This is a genomic window from Chryseobacterium sp. II3a, assembly GCF_057815135.1.
In genome coordinates, this window is the sequence record NZ_JBYPZJ010000002.1 from 730,815 (window position 1) to 757,016 (window position 26,202).

A 26,202-nucleotide genomic window follows, 5' to 3' on the forward strand; every position below is an offset into this window, starting at 1 on the left:
TGATCTTAATTCTTTAATTAGAAAGGTAAATCATCATCGTCATCTCCGGCAAACGGATTCTCGTTAGAAACAGGAGAAGCAGACTGCTGAGGCATAGCCTGAGTAGGTTCTGATCCATTATCAAAAACTTTTTCTACTTTCCATCCTGTAATGGAGTTGAAGTATTTAGTTTCACCCTGCGGAGAAACCCATTCTCTACCTCTGATGTTGATTCCTATTTTTACATTTTCACCTTCTTTAAGGTTATCTAACAAACTAATTTTATCAGATAAAAATTCTATGTTTATCGGCTGTGGATACTGTTCCTGGGTTAAAATAACCAATTCTCTTTTTTGAAATCCGCTTGCAAAAGTTTGAGTTTCAAAAAGTTTCTTTACCGTTCCTTGTAATTCCATATCGTAATTATTAACGTTGTAAAAGTAAGAAAATGAAATGTAATAATAGGTGCCGGTGAAAAAAAAACTAAAAATTTTAATTTTTTTCCCGGAAAAGTTTGGAGGTAAAGGAAATTGTCCTATATTTGCACTCACAAAAACGAAGCAAGCTCTTTAAAACTTACAATACAAAAAAACCAGCGGATGTGGTGTAATTGGTAGCCACGCCAGACTTAGGATCTGGTGCCGTGAGGCGTGGGGGTTCGAGTCCCTTCATCCGCACTATGCGAAAATAGCTCAGCTGGTAGAGCACAACCTTGCCAAGGTTGGGGTCGCGGGTTCGAATCCCGTTTTTCGCTCCACACCATGCCCTGGTGGTGGAACTGGTAGACACGCAGGACTTAAAATCCTGTGTCCGCAAGGACGTACGGGTTCAAGTCCCGTCTGGGGTACAAAGCCCTCTGTATTTCGTTACGGAGGGTTTTTTGTTTATATAGAGAGTGTTCTTTAATAGAATTTCTTATATTTGTAAGAGAATTGATTTTGAATCTGTGAAAACAGATCAATATAACCAGCGGATGTGGTGTAATTGGTAGCCACGCCAGACTTAGGATCTGGTGCCGTGAGGCGTGGGGGTTCGAGTCCCTTCATCCGCACCATATGAAAAGTAGGATTTGTTTTCAAATCCTTTTTTTATACCACACACCAGCCCTGGTGGTGGAACTGGTAGACACGCAGGACTTAAAATCCTGTGTCCGCAAGGACGTACGGGTTCAAGTCCCGTCTGGGGTACAAAACCCTCTGTATTTTGAATACGGAGGGTTTTTTGTTTATATAACCTTAGTGCTTGAAATAAGCTAAAAAAATAAGCTCCTACATACTATCGTAAAGAGCTCTATATATTACTATTTGGGGCACTGTTTGTGATTTTCCATCTGATGCCATTCTGAGGAAGGAAGAATGCTTATATTGCAGGTGTCTTCATTTCTGAGTTGTGTTCATAGGGCTTCAGTGTGTATTCAAAATTATATTGCAAAAATAAACAGATTGGAATATCCGGAATTAGCTGTTATTTCTTTCCAGTCTTTCCAATCTTTCAAAAATAGTTGTGAATATGTTCTTTTCAGCAGTTGAAACATGTCCTACAATCTTATAAAGATCCTTGTTGTCTGTATTTGTTGCATGCTGCAAATTACCATTGATATTTTCCAGGAGCTGGTTGGTTGTTTCTTTTTTAAGGTCTGCCTTATTCAGAAATAGAATATCTCCATAATGATACGGAGGAAGAAGCTGTTTTTCTGTAGTAAATTCATACACTAAATCTACGGATGCTAATATTTTTTGCAGAATTGTACTGTTTTCAGAATTATTTGTCCTTGGATGTGTTGCTTCTTTTCTTTCGTTAATAGCCAATTCAGGGAATAGCATCAGTTGGTCAATGTCTGAAACGCTGGCTAACTGATTCACCTGTAGTGTTTCTGTCAATAATTTATCAAGATCAAGATTAAAATGACTGGCAACCTTTAATATCGTTTCAATCTTCGGTTCTGCACGGCCTTCTTCATAAGAGCTTATTACCCCTCTGTTTAAGTCAAATAAATCAGCAAAAGCCTTCTGGCTCAAACCTCTAACCTGTCTTATTTTCTTAATATTAGTTCCAAAGAAGCTCATTATTTGTCTAATCTTTTTTGCAAAGATAGAGAATCTCAAATAAATAATTGCTAAAAATATTTGCAATTTGAAAATTTTATGGTATATTTGTGTAGAGCGAAAAAGCAAAACACTAAACCAACCTGCATGAAAAATCAAATATTTAGAACGGTCAAAGAGTGGTTGTTAGATTATGAGTTTAACATTATTCTTGAAGATGAGGCTCAGAGAATCTTAATCATTGAAAAAGAGTCCAACGGAATCAAAAATATGATCCTTATTATTTCAGATTCTATCCTTATTATGGAACAATTCCTTTTCGAAATAAAAAATCCGACAGAACAAACCTTTAGAAGACTGCTTCAGAAAAACAGAGATATCGTGCATGGAGCTTTTGTTTTAGACAACACAGGAAAGCGGGTGATTTTCAGAGATACGCTTCCTACAGACCATATGGCACAGAATGAAGTAATGGCTTCCATCAATTCATTAGGAATTTTGGTAGGAGAGTTTACTAATGAGATGCTTGAAATGAGTAAGTAATTCACAAAAGATATTTAAAATGAACATTTTCAAAAGATTATTAACAATAGGAAAAGCAGAGATCCATTCTGTGATCGACAACTTTGAGGATCCTATCAATGCAACGGAACAGGGAATCCGTGAAATGAAAGAAGAACTGGGAAAAAGTATCGAATCCCTGGCACAATTGAAAGCGCTTACCATTCGCAAGAAAAATGAGGCGGAAACAGAAGAACAGACTTCAAAGGACTATTACAACAAAGCTATAGTGATTGTTCAGAAAGCGGATAAAGGAGAAGTGGAAGCTTCAGAAGCAGATCGTCTGGCCAAAGAAGCTTTAAAAAGACAGGCTTCTTCCCAGGAAAATGCAGATCAGTTGCATAAAGAACACGAAAAGCTTCACAGTGAATGTGAAAAGATGCAGGCGACAATCAATCATCTGAAATCCAGTATTAGCAAATGGGAAAATGAATTAAAAACCCTTAAAGCAAGAGTTCAGGTAAGTGAAGCTACGAAAGACATTAATCAGAAAATGACCCAGATGGATACCGGAAGTACGGTAAGTATGCTGGAGAAACTGAAAGAAAGAGTTGTACAGCAAGAAACGCTGGCAGATGCCTATTCTGATCTATCAAAATCAGGAAAGACGATTGATGAAGAGATTGACGCGATGGTAAACAACAAAGATAATGAAGCCGAAGAAGCTTTAAACAGATTAAAGGAAACACTTAAAAAAGGCTAATATATGACCTTTCAGGAATTTTTAAACATAGCATTTTCACCGGTGAACACTGTTTTGAGTGTGTTGCTGGGGCTTTCAGTGGTCTATTGGTTATTTACCATTATTACTGGGCTGGATATTGATGTGGGTTTGCATTCTGATCTTGATGTAGGGGCGGATACTCACGTCCCGGATGGCCATTTTCATGCTCCGGATCACGATCCTTCTGCATGGATGCACTTCCTGAAATTTCTGAATCTGGATATTGTTCCGGTTACCTATTTTCTTACGTTGTCACTATTGATTACGTGGTTGGGCTCATTTTACCTGAGCTACTTCATTCCACTGCCAACATGGGCGGGAATACTGATCCTGTTTCCCCTGTTCATTGCAGGAATGCTGATCACTAAGGTTATTCTAAAGCCTTTAAACCCCTTTTTCAAGGAAATTAATCACAAAGGCGAAGCGTCCTATGCCTTTTTAGGAAGAGAAGGGCGTTTGAAATCAAGTATTCAGGATGATAAAATAGGAATGATGGAAGTCTTTATCGGAAGTGACCCTATGACGCTTATGGTGAGAAGCCAGGACGGAACAAAGCTGGAACACGGAACCAAAGTAATGATTGTAGATGAAGACCTTGACAAGCGCATTTACTATGTACAGAAATCCATGAGGTATTAAAAACAAATAACCATGCTCAGCTTATTTTTAATCATGTTGAACGCTATGTTGGAGATTTTTCTCAACACCTTTTAAAAAACACATTTATATAAACTATTAAACTTATAAAACTATGAACTTACCATTAATTGCTGGAATTATCATTGTTGCAGTAGCATCAATTGGGTTGATTTTCTGGATTTTATCCATGTATAAAAAGACCGTTCAGGGAATCGTTATTTTAAGAACCGGTTATGGTGGCACAAAAGTTTTCTTTAATGCAGGAATCGTAATCCCTATCATTCACCGCATGGAATCTATGGATATTTCCGTGAAAAAACTGGAGATATCAAGAGAAGGAAGAGCCGGGCTGATCTGTAAAGACAATATGAGAGCAGATATCCAGGTGGCATTCTTTATCCGCGTGAACAAATCAGTAGATGATATTGTGAATGTCGCTCAAACAATCGGCTGCCAGAGAGCTTCCGATGCTCAAACCCTTAGAGAACTTTTTGAAGCTAAATTTTCAGAAGCCCTAAAAACAGTAGGAAAGAAATTTGATTTCACTGAATTATACGAAGCAAGAAGTGAATTCCGTCAGGAAATTCTTGATATCATAGGAACAGACTTAAATGGCTATGTTTTAGATGATTGCGCAATCGATTATCTTGAACAAACGTCTATTGACAAACTGGATAAAGATAATATTCTTGATTCTGAAGGGATAAAAAAAATCACTGAACTTACAGCAACGCAAAATATTAAAGCCAATCAGGTTCGTCGTGATGAAGAAAAAACCATTACGAAACAGAATGTAGAAGCCAGAGAAGCTATTCTTGAGCTTGAAAAACAGCTGGCAGAAAAGCAGGAATCTCAAAAAAGAGAAGTAGCCAATATCAAAGCACGTGAAAATGCTGAAATCTTAAAAGTAGAAGAAGAAGAACGTCTGAGATATGAAACCGTTCGTATTGCAACAGAAGAAAAGCTTCAGATTGCAGAAGAAAATAAACTTCGCCAGGTTGTTATTGCTGCAAAAAATAAAGAACGTGCAGATCTTGTAGAAACAGAAAGAGTATTAAAAGACAAAGCCTTAGAAGCTACAGAAAGAGAAAGAATTGTTTCCCTTGCCCAGATTGAAAAAGAGAAAGCGATAGAAATAGAAAAGAAAAGCATTCAGGATGCGATCCGCGAACGTTTGACCATGGAGAAAACAGTAGTGGAAGAACAGCAGGGAATTAAAGATCTTGAAGCTTTTAAAACCGCTGAAAGAAACAAACAGGTTGAAATTACAGTCGCTACTCAGGAAGCAGAGAAAAGGCTAATTGAAGAAACAAGAGCAGCAGAAGCACGTAAGCTGGCCGCAGAAAAAGATGCTCAGAAATATGTGATCGAAGCACAGGCGAAGAGAGACGCTGCAGAGAAAGAGGCAGAAGCCCGTAAGATCATTGCAGATGCTAAGGCAAAAGAAGAAGCTACTGTAGGTTTATCTGAGGCTCAGGTGCTGCACGCAAAAGCAGACGCTGCGGAAAGACAAGGAATTGTAGAAGCGGTAGTCATTGAGAAAAAGGCTGAAGCAGTGAAGAAAGAAGGAATTGCACAGGCAGAAGTGATTAAAGAAAAAGCATTGGCAGAAGCGGCAGGAATCAATGAAAAAGCAGAAGCGATGAAGAAGCTGAACGATGCAGGAAAAGATCACGAAGAATTCCGTCTGAAACTGAATAAAGAAAAAGAAGTGGAGTTAGCTGAAATTGCTATCCAGAAAGATATTGCAGAAGCGCAGTCTCTGGTATTGGCAGAAGCATTCAAAACAGCGAAGATCGATATCGTAGGAGGTGACAACACATTCTTTGATAATGTAATCCGCCAGGTTTCAGCAGGAAAAGGATTGGATAAATTCGTGAGCCATAGTGAAAATGCACAGATGGTGAGAGAAAACCTGTTGGGTGACGGTGAAAATATCATTGCCAAGGTAATGGGAATGGTAGACAAATACAATATTTCATCAGACGATATCAAGAATATGAGTATCGCCTCCCTGATCTTTAAACTGAACGGTGTAGCCAATCAACAGGAAAAAGGAATTCTGGAAAGAGCCCTTGACATGGCCAGACATATGGGCGTAGAACATAAACCAGTAAACAATAACCATGTTTAATATATGAAAAACAGTTAATTTATTGATAATCAATTTATAAAATAGATTGACTGTTTGCATGACAAACCTTATAGGTTTTCAAAACCTATAAGGTTTACATGAAGATGAAAGTATAATAAGTTCTACACAAAGATATGCTGTTGAACACAGCCTTAACCATCTAATCCAACACTATGTCAGAACAACTTAATTCAGGAACCTACGAAATTATTCAGAATCGTCTGAATGAGCAGAAAAATGACCTTATTCAAAGGCTTCAGCAGCTTAATGAAGATCGTAAAAATATCTTCGGTGGAATAGATTTTTCGTTGATTGCTAATGAAAGGATTTCCACAGACCATAACTGTATAGCCAAAGATATCTATTCATTAGGAGATTATTTAATATTTGGTTCCAATGCTCATTTAGGCTTACAGACTGAAATTAATATTTCAGACGTTTTTTCCATTTATAGAATCAATAAAAACAGGTTTGAACCTCAGGATTATGACCTGATCAGTGACGAGGTCTTTATTGATGAGTTTAAAAACCTTTACAAATATTACAGAAATACATTCTTTGCAAGATTTACTTTTACAGAGAACTACCTATATATGGTTTTCCAGCTTTCGGAAAGCACTACAGATATTAAAGCATTCAAATGGCTGATCAAAGACAATCAGCTTATTTATGTAGATTCAAGAAGTGCTTCAGAAACTGCATATCCGCCACAGCATGGCTTTGCATGGACGAAAGCGACAAGAGACATGCAGCGATCCGGAAAACATCCACATATTTCCCTTGCCGATAAGGTTTTCGTGGAAAGTATCGGTGGAGATATCACCATTAAGATTGAAGATAATACAGATACCGGAAAAGGAATTTATTCCGAAGATGTAATCCATAAAGATCAGAATCTCGATGATGCCGAGATCCATTTCTGTGATTTGGATAACCTTGTCTTGTTTAAAATAAAGCCCTATCAGGAAACAGAACGCTATTTCATTTATAATCATAAAGAGAAGACGGTTTCAAGAGCTGATGCGCTCAAATACTCCGGGTTATTACTCCCGGAAAATCAGGGAGTACTGTTTTCAAACGGATATGCTCTTCAAACCGGTGGGTTAAAGGTGATTTCACAGGATCAGAACAGACTGTATTATCTGAAAACCGTTACAGAGCCCAACGGAGAGAACTTCTTATATGTTTTCTATGATGATAAATCAAATAATTATCAGCTGATCTCCTATAATATCATTACCCAAACGATAGAAACGCCTATCCGTTGCAGCGGTTTCTCACTTCTTAATGATGGAAAACTAATATATCTTAGAGATAGTATTGAAACTACGAAGCATCATCTCGCTCAGATCTGGCAAACTCCTTTTTCGAAAGAATTACAGCCAAATGCTGAAAAAGCGGATAGTCTGATTTACAAGATCGGAAATAAAGATATTGTAAGAGTAATGGCAGAAAGCCAGGAGCTTATCACCCTTCTGAATAAAAAAGATTCTTACAGTGGATTATACGATGATATTGTAAAGCTTTCCACCTTTATTCTCGATACTTATTACTTTTTGGGTGAGAATGAAGTGCAGAAACTGGATCAGCCCCTTAAAGAAATCCGGAAAATTGCCCATTCGGCAATCAATGAATACGAAAAAGTAGTTGATCAAAGGAAAAACACAGAAGAAGCTTTAGAAAAAATAAAACACGTTTGTGATAAGATCCTTGAGGATACAAAAAGGGTTCATTATGCTCAGCTTACAGAATATATTGATGCTCTTTCACAGATAAGAGCTTTAAGAGGTGAAGTTACAGGAGCAAGAGAACTGAAATATGCAGATGTAAATCTGTTGGATTCTCTTGAAAAAGCGCTTTCAGACCGTTATACCGAACTTTCTAATGCCTGCGTAGATTTTCTGCTGCAGGAAGGAGCTTTATTGCCTTATGAGGAGAAAGCACAGACCATTTCGGAGGATATTATAGCATTAGAAAAGGCTATTGATGCTAAAACCATCGATGAAAACATAAGCACATTATCCGGACAGTTGGAGTTGCTGGTAGATATTGTCAATAATCTTAAAATTGAAGATACTTCACAATCTACCCAGATCATTGAAAATATCTCCTTGATCTTTGCAAGATTGAATCAGGAAAGACTTGAGCTCAGCAAAAGGAAACGAGAGATCTCAGGAAAAGAACTGGCTTCTGATTTCCAGGCGCAGATTACCTTATTTGATCAGTCTGTGATTAATTTCCTGGAGCTTTCTCAAACACCGGAGAAATGTGATGAATATCTGACTAAACTTTCCATTCAATTAGAAGAAATGGAGACTAAATTTATTGATTTTGATGAATTTATACAGCAGATAGGAGCCAAAAGAGAAGAAGTCTACGGACATTTCCAGAATAAAAGAGTACAGCTTACAGAATCAAGAAACAAAAGAACCCAAAGTCTCTTTGATGCAGCCCAAAGAATCCTGAAATCCGTTCAGACCAAGGCGGAGTCCTTTGACTCTGAAAATGAAATCAATGGCTATTTCGTTTCAGACCTGATGGTTGAGAAAGTGAGAGATCTCGCCAGGCAATTGACAGAGCTGGAAGATTCAGCAAAGAGTGAAGAAATTCAAACCCTTTTAAAAACCTGTCAGCAGGAATCCGTAAGAAAGCTTAAAGATAAAAAAGAGATCTATGTAGATGGTGAAAGCATTATCGCATTAGGAGATTATAAATTTGCAGTCAATCAGCAGAAACTGGATCTTACTCTTGTGCTGAGGAATGCGCAGTATTACTACCATCTTACCGGAACAAGCTTCTATGAACCTTTGAACTTTCCTACAGTTGATGAGTTCAAAGAAGTCTGGAACCAGGAATTTGTTTCAGAAAACACCAAGGTAAAGCGATTTGAATACCTTGCCTGGAATGTATTTTCAAATCATAAAGAAATAGAAACAGAAGAACAAAATGAAAAGACCATTCAACAGTTTACTGCCGAGCATTTTGGAGAAGGGTTGGTAAAAGGAATTCATGATAAAGATGCTCAGCTCATTGTAACAAGGTTACAGCAAATGCATAATGAGTTGGGATTGATGAGGTTTACCACAGAGGAAAGAGCTATGGCGCAGATATTTTGGTTTTTCCTGGATATGGAAAGAAAAGAATATTATACCAAGCAATTTGAAGCAGCCACTATTATTGCTCAATCTTTTGCTGTAAAACAGGTATTTGAATACCTAAGCAAGGAATTGGCTGCAGAGATGAAATCTTTTGCATCGATAAATGGTATTTTTATAGAGACAGATTATATCAACGCTGCAATATACCTGAAACAGGAAGACAAAGAAAACTTCCTGATCTCAGAAAAAGCAGGAGCACTGTATGGTTTATTTTTAAAAGAGCTTAAGGAAAAAGGAAAAGATCTGGAGTTTTTCGCTCAAATACAGGCTATGTATTCTTATCCTTCAGCATGTTATTATATTGCAGAAGGGGCATTGCAGGCTTTTGATCCGAATGCGGACAAAGAGATTATACATGAGGTTCTCGCATTTGTCATCACTCAAAAGTTTGATCCGAAAAATATTCGCCGAATCACTTATGAAGTAGCGATAAAAGAACTGAAGTCCCTTGAAAAGGATGCAGAGTATCATCTTAACTACTTTGAATTTGTTTCCCGAATGAATCATTTCAATACAGTGACCGTTCCGAAATACAAACGACTTCAGGAATTGAAATACAGCTGGGTAAATGAAAAGAAAAAAGCATTGAAACTGGAAACTTTCCATGCTCAGATTTTAAGCTCATTTGTAAGGAATAAATTGATTAATGATGTCTATTTCCCTTTAATAGGAGCAAACCTTGCCAAACAGCTTGGAACTGTTGGTTCTGATAAAAGGACAGACAGAATGGGAATGCTTCTTTTGGTATCTCCTCCTGGGTATGGAAAGACCACCCTCATGGAATATATGGCAGAACGTATGGGATTGGTATTTATGAAAATCAATGGGCCTTCATTAGGCTATGACATCGTTTCTACAGATCCGGCAGAAGCTAAAAACGCAGGGGCAAGACAAGAACTCGAAAAACTGAATCTTGCCTTGGAAATGGGAGATAATGTGATGTTGTATCTGGATGATATTCAGCACTGTAATCCTGAATTCCTTCAGAAATTCATTTCCTTGGCAGATGGGCAGAGAAAGATTGAAGGAATCTATAATGGAGAAAGTAAAACATACGATTTGCGTTCAAAAAGATTCTGTCTGGTCATGGCAGGAAATCCATATACGGAAAGCGGTGAGAAGTTTAAAATCCCGGATATGCTGGCCAACCGTTCAGATACCTACAATCTGGGCGAAATATCAGGTTCAAAAACAGATCTTTTTGATTTAAGTTTGATCGAAAATTCCCTGATGTCTAACGAATATCTGACTAGACTTACGCATCCGGGTATGGAGAACCTTTATGAGCTGTATGACTGTGTGTTAACAGATAATCCCGCAGACAATCTGAAAGGGAATTTCAGCTCCAATGAAATATCAGACTTTAGGGCAGTACTGAAAAATACCATTTTGGTTAGAAATATGATTCTGAAAGTTAACAAAGAATACATTGCCTCCGCAGCGATGTCCGATGATTACAGGAATGAACCGCCCTTTAAACTTCAGGGATCTTACCGTAATATGAATAAGCTTATTGCTCAGATACAGCCTATTTTAAAGGAAAATGAAGTCATTCAGATTGTATTGAACCACTATCAGAACGAATCTCAGACTTTAACAACAGGTGCAGAAGCTAATATGTTGAAGCTTAAAGAACTGATAGGAGTCATCTCGGAAGACGAAAAAGAACGTTGGGAAGAGATCAAAAAGACTTTTGTTAAAAATAAAACGCTAAAAGGCTTAGGGGAAAACGATAGAATGTCTCAGATTGTAGCTTTGCTTGCTCAATTCGGAGACGGGCTGGAAGGTATTAAAGAAGCCTTGAAAAAAGTGGAGTAGTCCTTCAGATCTTCTATTTCTAAAGATAAAAACGGTTGTTTCTTTGAAGCAGCCGTTTTTATTTTAAATATTCTCGCAGATCATTCAGATAACACAGATTTTACATGAACATCTGCTTAATCAGCGAAATTAGCGAGAGAAAAGAAATAATAATTCTGTTGGAAAACGCGAAGGACGCAAAGATTTTTAAATACTATGCTGTTTCTAAGGCGCAAGAAAATCGAAGATTTTCAGCAAGCGTATATTTTATCAAGAATATCTATGCTATTATGTGGTTTAATATTTTACCATATAAGCACATAGGCTTATAGGCTGCGTAAAATCATTTTATTCGTGAATTCGTGGCCCTCTAAACATAGCTTTAGCAGTATTCAATTTTATCGCAGATAAAATCTTTGCGCCTTAAAAGCAGGAGACTAGGTTAATCCTTTGCGTCCTTCGCGTTTTCCAACAAATCTCTTCACGTATAAAAATCTGTACCCACAATATTCTATACTTCTGTATCTGTATCCAGACTGAGAGACTCCATAATTTTGTTAAGGTAAAGAAGAAATATTATGGAAACAATCGCCCAACATCAAGAACAGCTTCAATATGCTGAAGTTTATATTTCAGACATGTTAGCATTGAAAAACATATTTTTACAGACACAGAGTATTTCAAAGACCGCTTCAGATTTTGGAATTCCATTCCTTTTGGCAAAGAAGAAAAAAGAAATTGTATTATTTGCCAGTCTTGTCATTGGTGAGAAAGGAGAAATCAAATTTGCCGTTTATGATAAGAAAGGAACGAGTGAAATAGAAAAAAGATCCTTTTCAATAAGAGTTGAAAACTACTTTAAAAGGAATACAACCCCTAATTTTAGAAATCCTGAACAATTAAAAAGCAGCATCAAAAGTATGATGAGCTGGCTTGATCTTCAGTAAGATCTGTATAAAATTGTACATTTACTTAAAACTGTAATTCAATGTTGAAAGATGTCCTATACCTCAAAATAGCGAATTCTGTCACAGAGCAGATCAAAAGTGAGACCCTGCAATTTGGAGACAGGCTGCCCTCGTTGAGGAGTGCTCAAAAACTTTACAATGTCAGCCTGAATACAGTAAAGCAGGCTTATATGGAGCTTGAGAGCCGCTCGCTTGTAGAATCACGTCCTAAATATGGATATTATGTGAGCCAAACCTCTCAAAGAAAGCTGGCACTTCCTTCTGTTGCTAAAATGAAAGTTTCGGAAGAGAAAAACAGCCCGGAAGATCTTATCGGAAAAGTGTTTGGAGCCATTGGAGGAACAGATATGACTCAGTTTGCGTTGGGAATTCCAGGAAAAAGCCTTCTTCCTGTTGCCAAGATGAAGAAATGTATGATTGACGTAATAAAGCGGAAGAGTGACAGTGGTACCAATTATGAGCCGGTACAGGGAAGTGTAGGGCTCAGGAGAGAAATTGCCAAATGGTCTATTGTGATGGAAGGACGAATTACTGAAGATGACCTGGTGATAACTTCGGGAGCTATGAATGGGGTTTACAATTGCCTGATGGCTGTTACTCAACCTGGAGATTATGTAGCGGTAGAAAGTCCTGTTTATTTTGGGATTCTTCAGGCTATCCAGTTGCTGGGATTAAAGGCCGTAGAAATTCCTACCCATCCCATTACCGGAATAGATCTGGATGCTTTAAAAAGGGTGATGCCGAAACTTTCTGCCTGCTGTTTTGTAGTGAATTATAATAATCCGTTAGGTTTTCAGATGCCGGATGAGAACAAGAAAGAATTGGTAAGAATGCTTACTGAATATAATGTTCCTTTGGTGGAAGATGATGTCTATGGAAACATTTATTTCGGAGCCGGAAGGCCAAAACCATGTAAATTTTATGATGAAGCAGGCATTGTAATGTGGGTGGGTTCAGTATCTAAAACCCTAGCTCCGGGGTATCGGGTAGGTTGGGTTGCTCCGGGAAAGTTTAAAGAAAAGATTATCAGACAAAAATTGGTACAGACCGTCTCCGGTCCATCCTTATTTTCAGATGTGATAGCCGATTTTCTTGAACATGGCCGTTACGATCATCATCTGAGAATGTTCAGAAAGAAGCTGTATGCTAATTATTTGCAGATTCAAAAGTCTGTGACCCAATATTTTCCGGATAATACCAAAATTTCTGAACCCAAAGGTGGATTTATGTTGTGGCTAGAACTGGATAAAAGAATATGTACGGAAGATTTATATGATGAAGCAGTAAGCCAGAAAGTGAACTTTGCTCCGGGAAGAATGTTTTCACAATACAACCAGTATCAAAACTGTATGCGATTAAACTATGCTCTGGAATGGACAGACCGCGTAGAAAGCGATCTGGAAAAACTAGGAAAAATGATAAAAAACAGAATATAATAAACTTAAGCGATGAATGATATTAATAATGAAGTAAAAATTATAGCTTACGAACCCCAATATAAGGAAGCCTTTAAAGCCTTAAATGAAGAATGGATCAAAACATTTTTTGTTATGGAAGCAAGTGATTATAAACTCTTGGATAATCCTGAAGAATACATTTTAGACAAAGGCGGATATATTGCCTTTGCTTTGTTGAATGGGGAAGCAGTAGGAACGTGTGCCCTGGTAAGAGCTCAGGAAGAACCTCTTGCATTTGAACTGTCAAAAATGGCAGTAAGCCCTAAAGCACAGGGAAAGAAAATCGGTTATCTGCTGGGCAATGCTCTTGTTGAAAAAGCGAGAGAATTGAATGCAGAAAAAGTATTCCTCGAAACCAATTCAATCTTGGTTCCTGCCATAAAGTTATATGAAAAACTAGGGTTTAAGCATACTGAAATTACGAACCCTGGTTATGACCGTGTAGATGTACAGATGGAATTAGACCTTCAATCATAATCAAAAAAATATTGGAACTCGGATGGCGATATCCTTGTTCCAATATCAAAATTTAAATCTAATTGTTTTCTGTTTTTTTTTGATAAAATCCTTCGTCATAGACTTTTTACCTTCATTAAGTGTAATGAAATACATTCCTATTCCAGCTTAAAAAGCTTTTCCTTCCCTATTCCAGGTTTGTCTATCCCAATAAAATTTTCCTATTTTTGTAAAACTCCTTATTTCATTTATGAAAAAAATAATTCTCATCGAAGACGAAACCAGTGTAGTATCTTTTATTAAAAAGGGGCTCCAGGAAAACGGATATGAAATTTCCGTGGCTTTTGACGGGCGTACAGGTGTACAGCTGGTACAAGGCAATGATTTCGATTTGGTTATTTTAGACATTATGCTGCCGGAAATGAATGGTTTAGACGTCTGTAAGGAGATCCGAAAGACCAATCAAACTGTTCCGATTTTGTTCTTAACAGCATTGGGAACTTCTGAAAATATTGTTCTGGGACTGGAAAGTGGCGGCGATGATTATCTGGTAAAACCTTTCAAGTTTATTGAGTTGGTAGCCCGAGTAAAATCTCTGCTGAGGAGAAGCCACAATAATGGTCCACAGGAGATTGCTGAGCCGGAACCGGATAATGAACATGTATTTCAGTTTTCAGATTTAATGGTAAATGATTATACGAAAAAGGTAACCCGTGCCGGAGAAGACATTACATTAACCTCTACAGAGTACAAATTGTTGGTTTATTTCCTTCATAATCCTGAAAAAGTGATTTCCAGAGCAGAAATATTAGATGCTGTATGGGGGGTAAATTATGAATTGGGAACCAATGTGGTAGATGTTTACGTGAATTATCTAAGAAAGAAGTTGGATGATAGGGATGATAATAAATTAATTCATACGGTGATAGGAATGGGTTATGTTCTGAAAAAAGCATAATGAATGTTTAATAAAGTGATGACAAATCAGACCAAAACGATGGTACTTTTAATGTTGGTTTTTACCGTCATTATCCTGTTGTTCAGTGGTTTGGTTTACTTTTCAATTGTTAATTTTTCTCATCAGAGGTTTTATGAGCTTTTAAAGATTCGTACAGCTACTATTGTTCAGATAGAAAAAAGTAAAGATCACCTGGATCTTCCTGAAAATTATATTCTCAGCAACCTGAATGATGAGGAACTTCCGATGGAAAAAGATTATGTCTTTGCTGTTCCAACAGATTCCAATTTCAAGAAAATCTCTCAGGAAGTTCATATTCCCGATTATTTCTTCAAAAATGTTCTGAAAAAAGGTGAGGATAACTATAATGATAAAGAATTCTATTACATCGGGCAGAGCTTTAAATATGACGATAAAGATTATATTGCTATTGCTTCAGCCAAAAACCATTACGTAATCTACTATCTTGGTTTCCTTAAAAGAACATTGCTTACTTGTATTGTGCTTTCACTGTTCTTTAGTATGATCTTTTCATTTTACCTGTCGAAAACACTTTTTAGACCTATTCTTAAAATTACAGGGAAAGTAAAAGAAATCAGCTCAGAAAACCTTCATTTACGATTGGAGCCCCAACCGGATAATAAAGAACTGAATGAATTGGTGGATACCTTCAACGGAATGCTTAACCGTATCGAAACATCTTTTGAAACTCAGAATCATCTGATCGGAAATGTTTCCCATGAATTGAGAACTCCGCTTACCTCAATTATGGGGGAAGCTGATGTTGCTCTCTCTATAAGCAGAACACCAGAAGAATATAAAGAAACTCTTGAAATTATTCTGGATGAAGCTGAAAAGCTAGACAGAAAGATTAAAGCCTTATTAATGATTGCGCAAACAGGGTTTGATGGCAAGATCCAAAAAATGGATAAGGTAAGAATGGATCAGTTACTCTGGGATGTTATTGAAACCCTGAGAAAAATTGATTCCAGAAATAATATCTATCTGGATATCAGTATGCTTCCTGATAATCCTAAAAAACTGAAAGTACAAGGTAATGAGCAGCTTCTACATCTTGCAGTTGCCAATATTATCAGTAATGGCTGTAAATATTCTAATTTTCAACAGGTGAAAGTTTCCTTGGGAGCCACAGATGCAGATGTTTACATCATTGTAAAAGATAATGGGATCGGAATTCCACAGCAGGAAATGAATAAAATCTACGATCCGTTTTTCAGAGCTTCCAATACCAATAATTATGAAGGCTACGGAATTGGGCTTCCATTGGCAAGAAACATCGTAAGAATGCATCATGGTGAACTGATCGTCACTTCAAATGAAAATCAAGGAACTACGGTACAGATGCGGTTCCCTAACTTTTATAGTACACAAAAAGAGACTGTGTAAATCTGAAGGTAGAAAGCAGATGTTTTCTCAAATACTTTAGATATGTTATGTTAATGGTCTTTCTTAATACCCACTTTTTAGGTTACCTATAAGCCTATATACCCTTTATTTTGTAAACTTAATTTCTTTTTACAAACTAAAGGATACATAGAATCTTTGCTTTTAAAATATGCACTTGCTGAAAATCGTTGATTTTCTTGCGCCTTGGCGTCTTACAACATAATTAAAATTTTTTCCACTTCTGATTTTGCTGATTGTTTTTGGAGAAATGCAAAGACGCAAGATTTTTAACATGGTGTATGCTTTTAAGGCGCAAAGATTTATCTATGATAAAATTTCATTCGCTTTTATTTATGTTGTTGATAATGATTGTTTTGTGCGATGGTTTTGATTGCTTTTTTTCCTCATATTAATACCCGTTAACAATTTTCTAATCTCATTTTAATCTCTTTAATGACATTTTAATTCTATTCCAAAGAACTTCTAATCTCACCGTTCTAGTTTTGTATCATCGAAAAAGATAAACACAATACAAAATAATAAGAACATGGCTAAAACAATTTTAATTGCAACAGATTACTCTCTTGAGTCATTAAACATATTGAAAAAAGTGCTGAGAGAAAAAGATGCTTCTGAAGATCAGAATCAATACAATATCCTTCTGGTTTCAGGATATGATTCCGGAGATTCAATCAGAGATCTTTTATTCAATACCAAGACTACGATTTTTAACAAAATCAGGCCTAATGAGTTCTGTGATGGCTATGAAATCATCAAGAATAAGTATCCTCACTTAATTAATAAAATTACCTGCGACATCTTCACCGGAAGTTTTCAGAGAACCTTTAACCAATATGTAGAAGCAAATAATATTGAAGAGGCTTACTATTCTACAGCTATTAAAAGCAAAGGAAAAGGCAAGTTTGATCTTGTTCCTTATATTAAGAAATGCAAAGCTCTTCAGTCCGGGGAAATTGCCCTTGAAATCAGAGAAAAACTTCCGGAAAGAGGAAGGCTGGCAGAGATCTTTGTAGAGGTCTAATCATCATTATCACAATTTAAAAAAATTAAAAATGTTAAGAAATTATAGTAACAGCAGAACATTGGGAGACAATATCAGGTTGGGGACGCTGACTGCCTTTACGGCAGGTACTATAAATATTGCATCCCTACTTATATTTCTCTCTTTTACATCAAACGTAACGGGACACTATGCGATTCTTGCGGCGGAAATCAGTAAAGGAAACTGGTCTCAGGTGGCAGTAATGGGCAGTTGGATCTTTTTATTCTTCTTCGGAAGTTTCCTGTCCAATTTCATTGTGATTAATTTCAATAAAAAAAGCAAGTATTTTGCCCACGCAATGCCACTTGTATTAGAAATAATATGTTTGTTTGGGGTAGGAGTGTATGGACAATTGTATTATCAAAGAACACTGGCGGAAACGGAAGTATTAGTGGCAATAATGCTTTTCGCTACAGGGTTACAAAATGGTTTAACAGCAAGTATTTCCAACTTCTCCGTTAAAACGACCCACCTTACAGGAACAACCACCGATTTAGGAATTCTGGTTTCCATGTTTACTCAAAAGAAATACAGAAAAAATGGTGAATTAATTGGAAGAGCAAAATTGCTTATGAGCATTATGGTAGCCTATGTATTGGGTGCTGTATTCTCGGGATTAACTTACTATTATCTGGAATTTAGAGTATTCTACGTTATTAGTGTATGTCTTATGATCGTGATCGGATATGATGCGTATAAAATTCATGTAAGACACTTCAATACAAAGTACAGATACAACAGGATTTATAAGAAACCGAACCTTTTGGCCTATCTCTATGAAAAGGTCCATGGGATTCCTAAAAGTAAAAAGAATAGAAAACTGGTCTTTGAAGACTAGGATTAGATACCTGGTGCAGGGTAAATATCACTATTAATTTTTTGTATAAACTAGCTGGTTCAATCCTCTATTGGTATAAAAACAATAGGGGATTGTTCTCTATAGAAAGCTAATATCACAAACAGTTTGGAGCAGAATTTGCAGAAAGCTGTATTGTTGAAATGTTGATAATTAAATATTAATTCCCGTTTTTAATGTTTTAATTCCCATTTTCATTGACTATTTTTGTAAGTTGATTTACGTTTTTATGTCAGATATTATTCAGCTTTTACCGGATCATGTAGCCAACCAAATTGCGGCAGGAGAGGTGGTGCAGAGACCTGCATCCATCGTGAAGGAACTTTTGGAAAATGCTATAGATGCAGATGCAACGAAGATTGAACTGATTATCAGGGATGCCGGCAAAAATCTTATCCAGGTCGTAGATGACGGAAAAGGAATGTCCGAAACAGATGCAAGGCTTGCATTTGAAAGGCATGCTACCTCTAAGATCAGAGGAACGGAAGATATCTTTAAGATCGCAACAAAAGGTTTTCGTGGTGAAGCATTAGCTTCTATTGCTGCTGTTTCACAGGTTGAGCTGAGAACAAAGCAAAAAGAGGCTTCCATTGGGACCAACATATATATTGAAGGTGGGGTTTTTCAGTTTCAGGACCCTGTACAGACTGCTGAAGGATCAAATTTTCTGGTAAAGAACCTATTTTATAACGTTCCGGCTAGAAGAAAATTCCTGAAAAATAATAATATTGAATTCAGGCATGTTATTGATGAATTTCAACGTGTAGCATTGGCCCATGAAGGATTGGAGTTTTCCCTGTTTCATGATGATGAAGCTGTCTTCAGATTGAGAAAAGGAAGTCAGATGCAGCGTATTGTAGATGTTTTCGGAAGAAAATTGCAGCCGCTTTTGATTCCTATTAAAGAAGATATTATTTGGTGTAAGCTTCACGGATTTGTTGCCAAACCCGAGGGGTCAAAAAAAGCAAGAGGAGAACAATTCCTTTTTGTCAATGGGAGATATTTCAGAAGTCCATATTTTAATAAAGCAGTGCAGGAGGCATTTGAAGGTCTTCTTCAACCGGGGTATGTCCCATCATTTTTTCTTTATCTGGAACTTGATCCTGAGAAAATAGATGTTAATATTCATCCACAGAAAACAGAAGTCAAATTTGAAGATGAGCATCTTATTTTCGCGTTACTTCGTTCTACGATCAAGAGATCACTGGGAATTTATAATGTTTCTCCAAGTCTTGATTTCGATAGAGATCCGGAATTGGATGAAATGATGAATAAACCTATTCCAAGTAAAGGAAACGGTGGTGGTAGCAGTGTTATGAAAATGCCGGAGATTATTGTAGATAGAGATTATAATCCCTTCTTAGAAGAAAAAAATGTAGTGCATCCTGAAGAAATTCAGAATCTTACAGAAATGTACCATCAGAATATTACCGCAGAACCTTCAAAAATTAATTTGTTTGAAGATGAAGACTTTGATGAAGATCTGATGAGACTGCCCAACGGTTACTGGCTGTTCAATAAGGGTGATGTTACCCTGATGCTTGATTTGGGAAGAATGCACAGGCTGTTGGTTTCAGAGAATAATAAATCTACTAGAAAAACCAATGCAAACACAAACAGCCATGCCTTGCTTTTCTCTCTGGAATATCATATGAACGAAATTGAGAAAAATAAATATGAATCCATCAAAAAATATCTTCCTGAGCTTGGGTTTGACATGAAAATTGCTCATGAAAGCGTATTGAGAATAGATTCACTTCCGGAAGGGCTGAAAGAAACACAGGCTATGAAGTTCCTGGAAAATCTTTTCGAAATCCTGGATTATAAAACAGAAGACGAATTCATGCTCTACTATCACAATCAATGGAGTAAAATGCAGTCAAAATCAAGATTTGACTTTATTTATAAAAAAGATGCGGAACAGGTTATTAAAGACTTTACAGCATTAGGATTCCCTGAGTTTTTACCCGATGGGAAAAGGTGCTTCTATGAAGTTCCGTTTAATGATTTTAAAAACAAATTTTAAAAAAATATGTTTAACAATATACCACCAATTACAAGAAATATTATCATTATTAATGTGATCGTATTTATTGTTACTTCTTTAATGGGAAATCAGGTAATAGGTTATCTTGCCGGATTCTATCCCTTTTCTCCTTTCTTCCATTCATGGCAGGTGATTACTCACATGTTTATGCATGGAAGCATTATGCATATCTTATTCAATATGATGACGCTCTTCAGTTTTGGACCTATTTTGGAACAGACACTGGGTGATAAAAAATATCTGATTCTGTACTTTCTAAGTGGTCTCGGAGCTTTCTTCCTGTTTAATTTATGGAATTTTGTTGAAGCTCAGCAGCTTTCTAGTGAATTACAGCAGTTAGGCTTTAATGTAAATGCTTATATGTCTGGAGCAAGTGTGCAGTTTTCAGGAGATGCGGGGGCTATTATGAAGCAGAAAGAATTATTGGAGAGTTTGAAAGCGATTGTAGCCACTCCTATGGTAGGCGCGTCTGGAGCTATTTTTGGTGTAGTAGCTGCTTTTGCAACATTATATCCTGATTCAAAAATTGGAATTATGTTTATTCCGGTTCCAATAAAAGTAAAATATCTTTTACCAATTGTTATTGTGATTTCTGTATATCTTGGAATTTCCGGTAATGGAGGTGGTATTGCACACCTGGCTCATGTTGGAGGAGCTTTGGTAGGCTGGCTGTTAGCCAGAAATTGGAAGAAACATTTGTATAGATTCAATTAATCATTTCCTGTGAAGATTTTCCGACTTATAGTGTTGATCCTGCATGTAGGAATATTATTTCTATTGCTGGGTTCTTTATTGAATGCTTATATCCCGCCTAAAATATTTCCGTGGTTTAATCTGCTTTCTTTAGGGTTTCCCATTCTGATTACCTTATATATTATTTTAACGGTATTTTGGGTAATTAGCTGGAAAAAAAGAGCCTTTGTATTCATGTTTGTGGGATTGGCATTTATCAAACCGGTAAAGCGATGGGTTAATTTTTCTTCTGAAAAAAAAGAAATTTCGGGTTCTATAAAAATTGTGTCTTTCAATATCAAAGCTGGGCTTATGGGAAAAGAAGAGGTTTTGAATTACCTCAAAGCTCAGGATGCAGATGTTATTCTTTTACAGGAAGATGGAGGAATGGCATATCCTACCCTTAAGAACTATAATAGAACTAAATCGAATGGCTTCTTAACCATTCTTACAAAGCATAGCCTATCCAATGAAAAATTAATTTTTTCTGAAAATGAGGCAGTAACTTTGCCAAGTGGTATTCAGGCAGATATTGAAATCAAAGGGAAAACCTATAGGTTTATTGATGTCTATCTTTATCCGTTTCAGTTTGAAAAAAAGATGGTTAAGCTTGATGGAGATTCTGAAGCTAATGAACAGAAAGTAAAGGGAGTTGTAAAAAAATTAATTCCTACCTTCAAACTGCACCAGGATCAGGTTAGAAAGATCCGTACGGTTGTAGAAGACTCTCCATACCCGGTTATTGTTGCCGGAGATTTTAATTCTGTTCCTAATTCTTATGAATATTATCACTTGTCGGAGGGGCTTGAAGATGCCTTCATGACAGCAGGAAAAGGGAGTGCAACCAGTTTCCATGATTATAAATTTCCAATCAGGATCGACTATGTTTTTTATTCAAAATCTTTGAAAGCATTATCTTATGCCGTTGACCGTTCTGTCAGTATTTCAGATCATTATCCGGTTGTTGCAGAGCTTTCGATAAGTGGAAAATAATCATAAAAATAGTTAAAATTTGACTGCTTGGTAGGGTTTTTGCTTAAAAAAATGGGTACCAAGAATGTTTTTTCATGAAGTCGAATCAGATATTACTATTTATACATATCGCTGTTGCCGTATTACTGCTATGCACATTGGGAAATGCATGGGTTCCACCTAACCTTTTGGGGAACCTTAATTTGCTTTCTCTGGGTTTTCCCTATCTGATATCTGCCTATATTCTTCTTACGCTGGTCTGGGTTTTCAAAAAAAATAAGATTGCTATTGCTTTTGCGCTGGGAACATTACTTTTTTATAATCCGATCAGAAGATGGGTTAATTTTTCTCCTAAACCAGATAAAGTAAAAACAATACGAGATATTAAGGTACTTACTTTTAATGTTAAATATGGTGATTATGGATGGGATAAAGTAAAAAACTATATCAAAGAACAGGATCCGGACATCATTCTGGTACAAGAAAAAGATACCAACCGTGCTTTAAGACAGGATCTGGTAAAATATCCTTCCGTAATTCTGAAAACAAAACATAAAATTGTACGACAGGCAGAGATTATAGAAGATAATTCGAGAGGAAATTCGTTCTATGCAGATGTAGATATCAATGGAAAGATTATCAGAATTGTAAATGTTTACTTGGAACCTTTCCGACTTCAGAAAACCATGTTTACTAAGCTGGATGCTATGGGGATTGGAAATGTATCTACTCTTCTTTCTCATATGATTCCTACTTTTCAGGCGCATGAAGATCAGATTAAAAAGATCAGAAAAGCTATTGATTTTTCTCCATATCCGGTAATTTTAGCTGGAGATTTTAATTCTGTTCCCAATTCTTATGAGTATTATAGTTTAGGAAAAGATCTTCAGGATGCTTTTTTAACAGCAGGTAAGGGAAGTGCTTCCAGCTTTCATGATTATAAAATTCCTTTAAGAATTGATTATATTTTTAGTTCAAAATCAATCATTCCGCTAAGTTATAAAGTAGATCAGTCTGTGAAATTATCGGATCACTATCCTGTAATTGCAGAATTTCTGCTAAATTAGTTCCATGAAAAATTTATTGTCTGCCATTTTCATTCTTATATTTCTTTTGACGGCCTGTTCCAAGAAAGAATCTTCTGGATTTGGTGCTGAACAGGACCTAAAAATCCATTATGATACAATGGCTGTTGATTCTTTTTCTAATGGCGCTGTTAGTGTAGATATTGCCCGCAAGATCAAGATGTCTTCACCCCGATATCTTGATTCTGTAAAGCAGGCTAAAAAAGCTCTGGAAGAAGAGCAGAAACTTAAAGCAGAGCTAGACAAAGAAAACAAAAAGAAAGAAGAGGAAGAAAAGAAAAAGGCAGATGCTGAAAAGAAGAAAAAAACTGCTGAAACTCCATCTCCTGGTGAATCTAAAACAGAATAAATCCAAAAAACATCTTTAAAAATATACAATATGAAAAAGCAAATTCTTGCAGCAATCGTGATTTCGGTATTCACTGTTGCCTGCACAAAATCAACATCAAAAACAGAACAGGTAGAAAATGCAGATGGGTCTGTTACTACCACAACCACAACGGTTACGGAAACATCTCCTCACATGGTTGATTCTGCAAAAGTAACTGAAGCTAAAGAAAAAGTTGATGCCAAATTAGATCAGGCTGGAGATAAGATAGACAATGCCGCTCAAAAAGCTAAAGATAAAATTGATGCTACAGCAGACAAGACCAAACAAGATCTGAATAAAGCTGGGCAGGATATCAAAAATGAGGCAAATAAAGTAGGAAAAGATATCAAAACGGGAGCGCAGGAAGCTGGAAAAGATGCCAAAGACGCAGCCAGAAAAGGAGCCGGGAAAGTAGAGGATGCCGCTAAAAAATTAAAAGAAGATTTAAGTAAATAAAAATAAACCCGCAACTGAATTCAGTTGCGGGTTTATTTTTATGGTTGGAAGTCAGAAGAAAAAAGCTGGAATTGCCTTCTCCCTCTAACTATAATCATTATAAGTTAAATCACTTCAAAAGAAAATATTAGTAGTATAAAGATTGCAAGAACCTTCATTTTCCATCCTCATTTCCTTTCATTTATTAAGCTCTAGTAAAGGGTCTATATATTCCCGGTCATTACTTAACCTAGGAACTTTATTCTGGCCGCCGAGTTTTCCTTTGGATTCCAGCCAGTGATAGAATAGATTATCTTTTGCAATATGCACTATAGGCCTTCTGAGTGTCATATTGTTATATCTTTTCGCTTCATAATCCGAATTAATTTTCTTCAAATGCTGATCAAAAGCGTCAACGAAACTATCCAGATTATCAGGATACTGACTGAACTCAAAGATCCATTCGTGAGCGCCACCTTCATCTTCCTTCATAAAAACTGGGGCTCCAGTAAAATCTGTAATTTGAGCACCCGTTAGCTCACAGGCTTTTGAAAGAGCAGATTCTACATTGGTAATCATTAATTCTTCCCCAAAAGCATTGATATAATGCTTGGTTCTACCAGTTATTTTTATTCTGAAAGGATTCAAGGAAGTAAATACAACGGTATCACCAATCAAGTATCTCCACAATCCGCCATTGGTAGTGATAACCATAGCGTAATTTTTTCCAATTTCTACATCTTCCAAACTGACTACTTTTGGATTGGAAAAATGGAACTGATCCATAGGAATGAATTCGTAGAATATTCCATAATCCAGCATCAAAAGCATTTCATCACTATTGGATCTGTCCTGTATTCCAAAGAAGCCTTCCGAAGCATTGTATATTTCGTAGTAATTGATGTTTTTTCCGATGATCTTACGGTATTGCTCCCTGTAAGGCTTGAAACTGATTCCGCCGTGGAAAAACACCTCCAGATTGGGCCAGAGTTCAGAGATACTTCCTACATTCGTTTCATTTAATACTCTCTGCAGAAGGACCATCATCCAGCTCGGTACTCCAAGGATACTTCCTACATCTTCATTTTTTACTTCAGATGTAATGGCTCTGAGCTTGCTTTCCCATTCACCCATTAAAGAAACCTTCTTGCTGGGAGTGGTGGTGATTTCTACCCAAAATGGGAGATTATCTATTAAAATTGCTGATAGATCTCCAAATTTCGTATTAAAATCGGCATATAATTCTGAGCTTCCACCCAAACGTAAATTCTTATAATTGAAAAGCTGATTTTCCGGGTGGTTATTGGCATAGATGGAAACCATATCTTTCCCCGCTTTCATATGACAGTATTCCAGACTTTCTGCAGAAATAGGAATGAATTTGCTTTTAGCATTGGTTGTTCCGGAAGATTTTGCAAAATGCTTAATAAGCCCCGGCCAGCTTACATCTTTTTGGCCTTGTCTCGCTTTTTCAATATAGGGCTCCATTTCTTCATAGGTAACAATCGGAACTTTATTTTTAAAGTCCTGATAACTTGAAATAGAATTAAACCCGTACTGCTTACCATATTCCGTATCTTCTGCATGAAACAGCTGGGAAAACAATATACCCTTCTGAGTCTCAATGGGATGATCCATGAAATTCTGTATCTGATCTATCCTCTGGCGGATGAACCAGTTGACCACGGTATTAAAAAGTGCTTTGGTTGCCATTCCAACAAATATAATAATATTTGGATGTTTAGAGAATTTTTTAAGGGCTAAATAAAAAAAACCGTTACAAAATTTGTAACGGTTTAGTATCTGGTTTATTGTTTGTCCTAGCAGTACTCATCATAAGCAGCCTGAAGGTTTGCAGCGATTGCTCCTGCAGGATTTCCTTCAATGTGATGTCTTTCCAGCATATGAACTAGCTCTCCATCTTTGAAAAGTGCTACGCAAGGAGAACTTGGAGGGAATGGAGCAAGGTGTTTTCTTGCTTCTACTACAGCCTCAGTATCAAATCCTGCAAATACAGTAGTTAAATGGTCTGGCTTTTTATCTCCTGTTAAAGAGTATACTACTCCTGGTCTTGCAGCTCCTGCAGCACATCCACACACTGAATTGATTACTAATAGTGTAGTTCCAGACTGCTTTATAGCATCTTCTACCTGAGAAGGAGTTGTTAAATCTTGGAAACCTTTATCTGTAAGTTCAGCCTTCATAGGCATTACTAAATCTGTTGGATACATATATTTTGTTTTTTATCAGTACAAAGTTACACAATTCTTTACGTTTGTTCAATATATAATAACTATGAATGGTTTAGGCATATAAAATTAACTAAATATTAATATTGTAATAATATTCATAAAAATGT

Annotated in this window: 22 protein-coding genes and 5 tRNA genes; 23 read left to right on the plus strand and 4 right to left on the minus strand. The window is 36.6% G+C overall.

What is annotated here, in order from left to right:
* Positions 1-17: 17 nt before the first annotated feature.
* The gene (locus tag AC3HD6_RS08000) at positions 18-395 is read right to left on the minus strand and encodes a DUF3127 domain-containing protein (protein ID WP_045492249.1); all 378 of its coding nucleotides are present in this window, start codon (positions 393-395) and stop codon (positions 18-20) included.
* A gap of 179 nt (positions 396-574) precedes the next feature.
* On the opposite strand from AC3HD6_RS08000, the gene AC3HD6_RS08005 reads away from it, so the two are divergent.
* The 5 genes from AC3HD6_RS08005 (at position 575) to AC3HD6_RS08025 (ending at position 1,166) form a co-directional block, all read left to right on the plus strand.
* Positions 575-656: transfer RNA gene (locus tag AC3HD6_RS08005), tRNA-Leu, on the plus strand.
* Between the two features lie 4 nt (positions 657-660).
* A tRNA-Gly gene (locus AC3HD6_RS08010) sits at positions 661-736 on the plus strand.
* A 6-nt stretch (positions 737-742) separates the two neighbouring features.
* Positions 743-826, plus strand: a tRNA-Leu gene (locus tag AC3HD6_RS08015).
* 122 nt (positions 827-948) lie between these two features.
* A tRNA-Leu gene (locus AC3HD6_RS08020) sits at positions 949-1,033 on the plus strand.
* Positions 1,034-1,082: 49 nt separating this feature from the next.
* Positions 1,083-1,166, plus strand: a tRNA-Leu gene (locus AC3HD6_RS08025).
* A 270-nt stretch (positions 1,167-1,436) separates the two neighbouring features.
* Here AC3HD6_RS08025 and AC3HD6_RS08030 read toward each other — a convergent pair.
* Complete coding sequence (locus AC3HD6_RS08030) at positions 1,437-2,045, minus strand: helix-turn-helix domain-containing protein (RefSeq protein ID WP_488895861.1); 609 nt, start codon at positions 2,043-2,045, stop codon at positions 1,437-1,439.
* A gap of 126 nt (positions 2,046-2,171) precedes the next feature.
* Between AC3HD6_RS08030 and AC3HD6_RS08035 the strand changes: the two genes are divergently transcribed.
* The 18 genes from AC3HD6_RS08035 (at position 2,172) to AC3HD6_RS08120 (ending at position 23,864) form a co-directional block, all read left to right on the plus strand.
* Entirely contained in the window at positions 2,172-2,567 is a 396-nt protein-coding gene (locus AC3HD6_RS08035) for a YbjN domain-containing protein (RefSeq protein ID WP_488895862.1), read from the plus strand.
* Positions 2,568-2,586: 19 nt separating this feature from the next.
* Positions 2,587-3,288 carry a PspA/IM30 family protein gene (locus AC3HD6_RS08040; RefSeq protein WP_488895863.1) on the plus strand — a complete coding sequence of 234 codons (702 nt, stop codon included), beginning with the start codon at positions 2,587-2,589 and terminating at the stop codon, positions 3,286-3,288.
* A gap of 3 nt (positions 3,289-3,291) precedes the next feature.
* Positions 3,292-3,948, plus strand: a complete 657-nt coding sequence (locus AC3HD6_RS08045; RefSeq protein ID WP_488895864.1) for a hypothetical protein — start codon at positions 3,292-3,294, stop codon at positions 3,946-3,948.
* A gap of 112 nt (positions 3,949-4,060) precedes the next feature.
* A complete protein-coding gene (locus AC3HD6_RS08050) occupies positions 4,061-6,082 on the plus strand; it encodes a flotillin family protein (RefSeq protein WP_488895865.1) in 2,022 nt (673 codons plus the stop codon).
* A 173-nt stretch (positions 6,083-6,255) separates the two neighbouring features.
* The gene (locus tag AC3HD6_RS08055; protein ID WP_488895866.1) at positions 6,256-11,058 is read left to right on the plus strand and encodes a DNA repair ATPase; all 4,803 of its coding nucleotides are present in this window, start codon (positions 6,256-6,258) and stop codon (positions 11,056-11,058) included.
* A gap of 557 nt (positions 11,059-11,615) precedes the next feature.
* A complete protein-coding gene (locus tag AC3HD6_RS08060; RefSeq protein WP_488895867.1) occupies positions 11,616-11,984 on the plus strand; it encodes a hypothetical protein in 369 nt (122 codons plus the stop codon).
* 41 nt (positions 11,985-12,025) lie between these two features.
* Positions 12,026-13,441, plus strand: coding sequence for an aminotransferase-like domain-containing protein (locus tag AC3HD6_RS08065; protein ID WP_488895868.1), 1,416 nt, complete (start codon positions 12,026-12,028; stop codon positions 13,439-13,441).
* A 12-nt stretch (positions 13,442-13,453) separates the two neighbouring features.
* On the plus strand, positions 13,454-13,939 hold the full coding sequence (locus AC3HD6_RS08070; RefSeq protein ID WP_488895869.1) for a GNAT family N-acetyltransferase: 486 nt from the start codon (positions 13,454-13,456) through the stop codon (positions 13,937-13,939).
* Positions 13,940-14,168: 229 nt separating this feature from the next.
* Complete coding sequence (locus AC3HD6_RS08075) at positions 14,169-14,876, plus strand: response regulator transcription factor (protein ID WP_488895870.1); 708 nt, start codon at positions 14,169-14,171, stop codon at positions 14,874-14,876.
* 18 nt (positions 14,877-14,894) lie between these two features.
* A complete protein-coding gene (locus AC3HD6_RS08080; RefSeq protein ID WP_488895871.1) occupies positions 14,895-16,283 on the plus strand; it encodes a sensor histidine kinase in 1,389 nt (462 codons plus the stop codon).
* A gap of 547 nt (positions 16,284-16,830) precedes the next feature.
* Positions 16,831-17,325, plus strand: coding sequence for a hypothetical protein (locus tag AC3HD6_RS08085; RefSeq protein WP_488895872.1), 495 nt, complete (start codon positions 16,831-16,833; stop codon positions 17,323-17,325).
* 31 nt (positions 17,326-17,356) lie between these two features.
* A complete protein-coding gene (locus tag AC3HD6_RS08090; RefSeq protein WP_488895873.1) occupies positions 17,357-18,184 on the plus strand; it encodes a YoaK family protein in 828 nt (275 codons plus the stop codon).
* Positions 18,185-18,431: 247 nt separating this feature from the next.
* Positions 18,432-20,228, plus strand: coding sequence for a DNA mismatch repair endonuclease MutL (gene mutL / locus AC3HD6_RS08095; protein WP_488895874.1), 1,797 nt, complete (start codon positions 18,432-18,434; stop codon positions 20,226-20,228).
* Positions 20,229-20,234: 6 nt separating this feature from the next.
* A complete protein-coding gene (locus AC3HD6_RS08100) occupies positions 20,235-20,963 on the plus strand; it encodes a rhomboid family intramembrane serine protease (RefSeq protein ID WP_488895875.1) in 729 nt (242 codons plus the stop codon).
* Positions 20,964-20,972: 9 nt separating this feature from the next.
* Positions 20,973-21,974 carry an endonuclease/exonuclease/phosphatase family protein gene (locus AC3HD6_RS08105; RefSeq protein ID WP_488895876.1) on the plus strand — a complete coding sequence of 334 codons (1,002 nt, stop codon included), beginning with the start codon at positions 20,973-20,975 and terminating at the stop codon, positions 21,972-21,974.
* Between the two features lie 74 nt (positions 21,975-22,048).
* Positions 22,049-23,020, plus strand: a complete 972-nt coding sequence (locus AC3HD6_RS08110; protein WP_488895877.1) for an endonuclease/exonuclease/phosphatase family protein — start codon at positions 22,049-22,051, stop codon at positions 23,018-23,020.
* 4 nt (positions 23,021-23,024) lie between these two features.
* The gene (locus tag AC3HD6_RS08115; protein WP_488895878.1) at positions 23,025-23,387 is read left to right on the plus strand and encodes a hypothetical protein; all 363 of its coding nucleotides are present in this window, start codon (positions 23,025-23,027) and stop codon (positions 23,385-23,387) included.
* 30 nt (positions 23,388-23,417) lie between these two features.
* Positions 23,418-23,864, plus strand: a complete 447-nt coding sequence (locus AC3HD6_RS08120; RefSeq protein ID WP_488895879.1) for a hypothetical protein — start codon at positions 23,418-23,420, stop codon at positions 23,862-23,864.
* A gap of 177 nt (positions 23,865-24,041) precedes the next feature.
* Here the strand turns inward: AC3HD6_RS08120 and AC3HD6_RS08125 are convergent, their stop codons facing one another.
* Complete coding sequence (locus AC3HD6_RS08125) at positions 24,042-25,556, minus strand: GH3 auxin-responsive promoter family protein (protein ID WP_488895880.1); 1,515 nt, start codon at positions 25,554-25,556, stop codon at positions 24,042-24,044.
* Between the two features lie 107 nt (positions 25,557-25,663).
* A complete protein-coding gene (locus AC3HD6_RS08130; RefSeq protein WP_488895881.1) occupies positions 25,664-26,074 on the minus strand; it encodes a BrxA/BrxB family bacilliredoxin in 411 nt (136 codons plus the stop codon).
* Positions 26,075-26,202: the final 128 nt, after the last annotated feature.

What these genes read in the sequence shown, in the direction of transcription:
- AC3HD6_RS08000 (WP_045492249.1), bottom strand. Translation starts at nt 395, where the DNA reads ATGGAATTACAAGGAACGGTAAAGAAACTTTTTGAAACTCAAACTTTT.
- AC3HD6_RS08030 (WP_488895861.1), bottom strand. Translation starts at nt 2,045, where the DNA reads ATGAGCTTCTTTGGAACTAATATTAAGAAAATAAGACAGGTTAGAGGT.
- AC3HD6_RS08035 (WP_488895862.1), top strand. Translation starts at nt 2,172, where the DNA reads ATGAAAAATCAAATATTTAGAACGGTCAAAGAGTGGTTGTTAGATTAT.
- AC3HD6_RS08040 (WP_488895863.1), top strand. Translation starts at nt 2,587, where the DNA reads ATGAACATTTTCAAAAGATTATTAACAATAGGAAAAGCAGAGATCCAT.
- AC3HD6_RS08045 (WP_488895864.1), top strand. Translation starts at nt 3,292, where the DNA reads ATGACCTTTCAGGAATTTTTAAACATAGCATTTTCACCGGTGAACACT.
- AC3HD6_RS08050 (WP_488895865.1), top strand. Translation starts at nt 4,061, where the DNA reads ATGAACTTACCATTAATTGCTGGAATTATCATTGTTGCAGTAGCATCA.
- AC3HD6_RS08055 (WP_488895866.1), top strand. Translation starts at nt 6,256, where the DNA reads ATGTCAGAACAACTTAATTCAGGAACCTACGAAATTATTCAGAATCGT.
- AC3HD6_RS08060 (WP_488895867.1), top strand. Translation starts at nt 11,616, where the DNA reads ATGGAAACAATCGCCCAACATCAAGAACAGCTTCAATATGCTGAAGTT.
- AC3HD6_RS08065 (WP_488895868.1), top strand. Translation starts at nt 12,026, where the DNA reads ATGTTGAAAGATGTCCTATACCTCAAAATAGCGAATTCTGTCACAGAG.
- AC3HD6_RS08070 (WP_488895869.1), top strand. Translation starts at nt 13,454, where the DNA reads ATGAATGATATTAATAATGAAGTAAAAATTATAGCTTACGAACCCCAA.
- AC3HD6_RS08075 (WP_488895870.1), top strand. Translation starts at nt 14,169, where the DNA reads ATGAAAAAAATAATTCTCATCGAAGACGAAACCAGTGTAGTATCTTTT.
- AC3HD6_RS08080 (WP_488895871.1), top strand. Translation starts at nt 14,895, where the DNA reads ATGACAAATCAGACCAAAACGATGGTACTTTTAATGTTGGTTTTTACC.
- AC3HD6_RS08085 (WP_488895872.1), top strand. Translation starts at nt 16,831, where the DNA reads ATGGCTAAAACAATTTTAATTGCAACAGATTACTCTCTTGAGTCATTA.
- AC3HD6_RS08090 (WP_488895873.1), top strand. Translation starts at nt 17,357, where the DNA reads ATGTTAAGAAATTATAGTAACAGCAGAACATTGGGAGACAATATCAGG.
- mutL (WP_488895874.1), top strand. Translation starts at nt 18,432, where the DNA reads ATGTCAGATATTATTCAGCTTTTACCGGATCATGTAGCCAACCAAATT.
- AC3HD6_RS08100 (WP_488895875.1), top strand. Translation starts at nt 20,235, where the DNA reads ATGTTTAACAATATACCACCAATTACAAGAAATATTATCATTATTAAT.
- AC3HD6_RS08110 (WP_488895877.1), top strand. Translation starts at nt 22,049, where the DNA reads ATGAAGTCGAATCAGATATTACTATTTATACATATCGCTGTTGCCGTA.
- AC3HD6_RS08115 (WP_488895878.1), top strand. Translation starts at nt 23,025, where the DNA reads ATGAAAAATTTATTGTCTGCCATTTTCATTCTTATATTTCTTTTGACG.
- AC3HD6_RS08120 (WP_488895879.1), top strand. Translation starts at nt 23,418, where the DNA reads ATGAAAAAGCAAATTCTTGCAGCAATCGTGATTTCGGTATTCACTGTT.
- AC3HD6_RS08125 (WP_488895880.1), bottom strand. Translation starts at nt 25,556, where the DNA reads ATGGCAACCAAAGCACTTTTTAATACCGTGGTCAACTGGTTCATCCGC.
- AC3HD6_RS08130 (WP_488895881.1), bottom strand. Translation starts at nt 26,074, where the DNA reads ATGTATCCAACAGATTTAGTAATGCCTATGAAGGCTGAACTTACAGAT.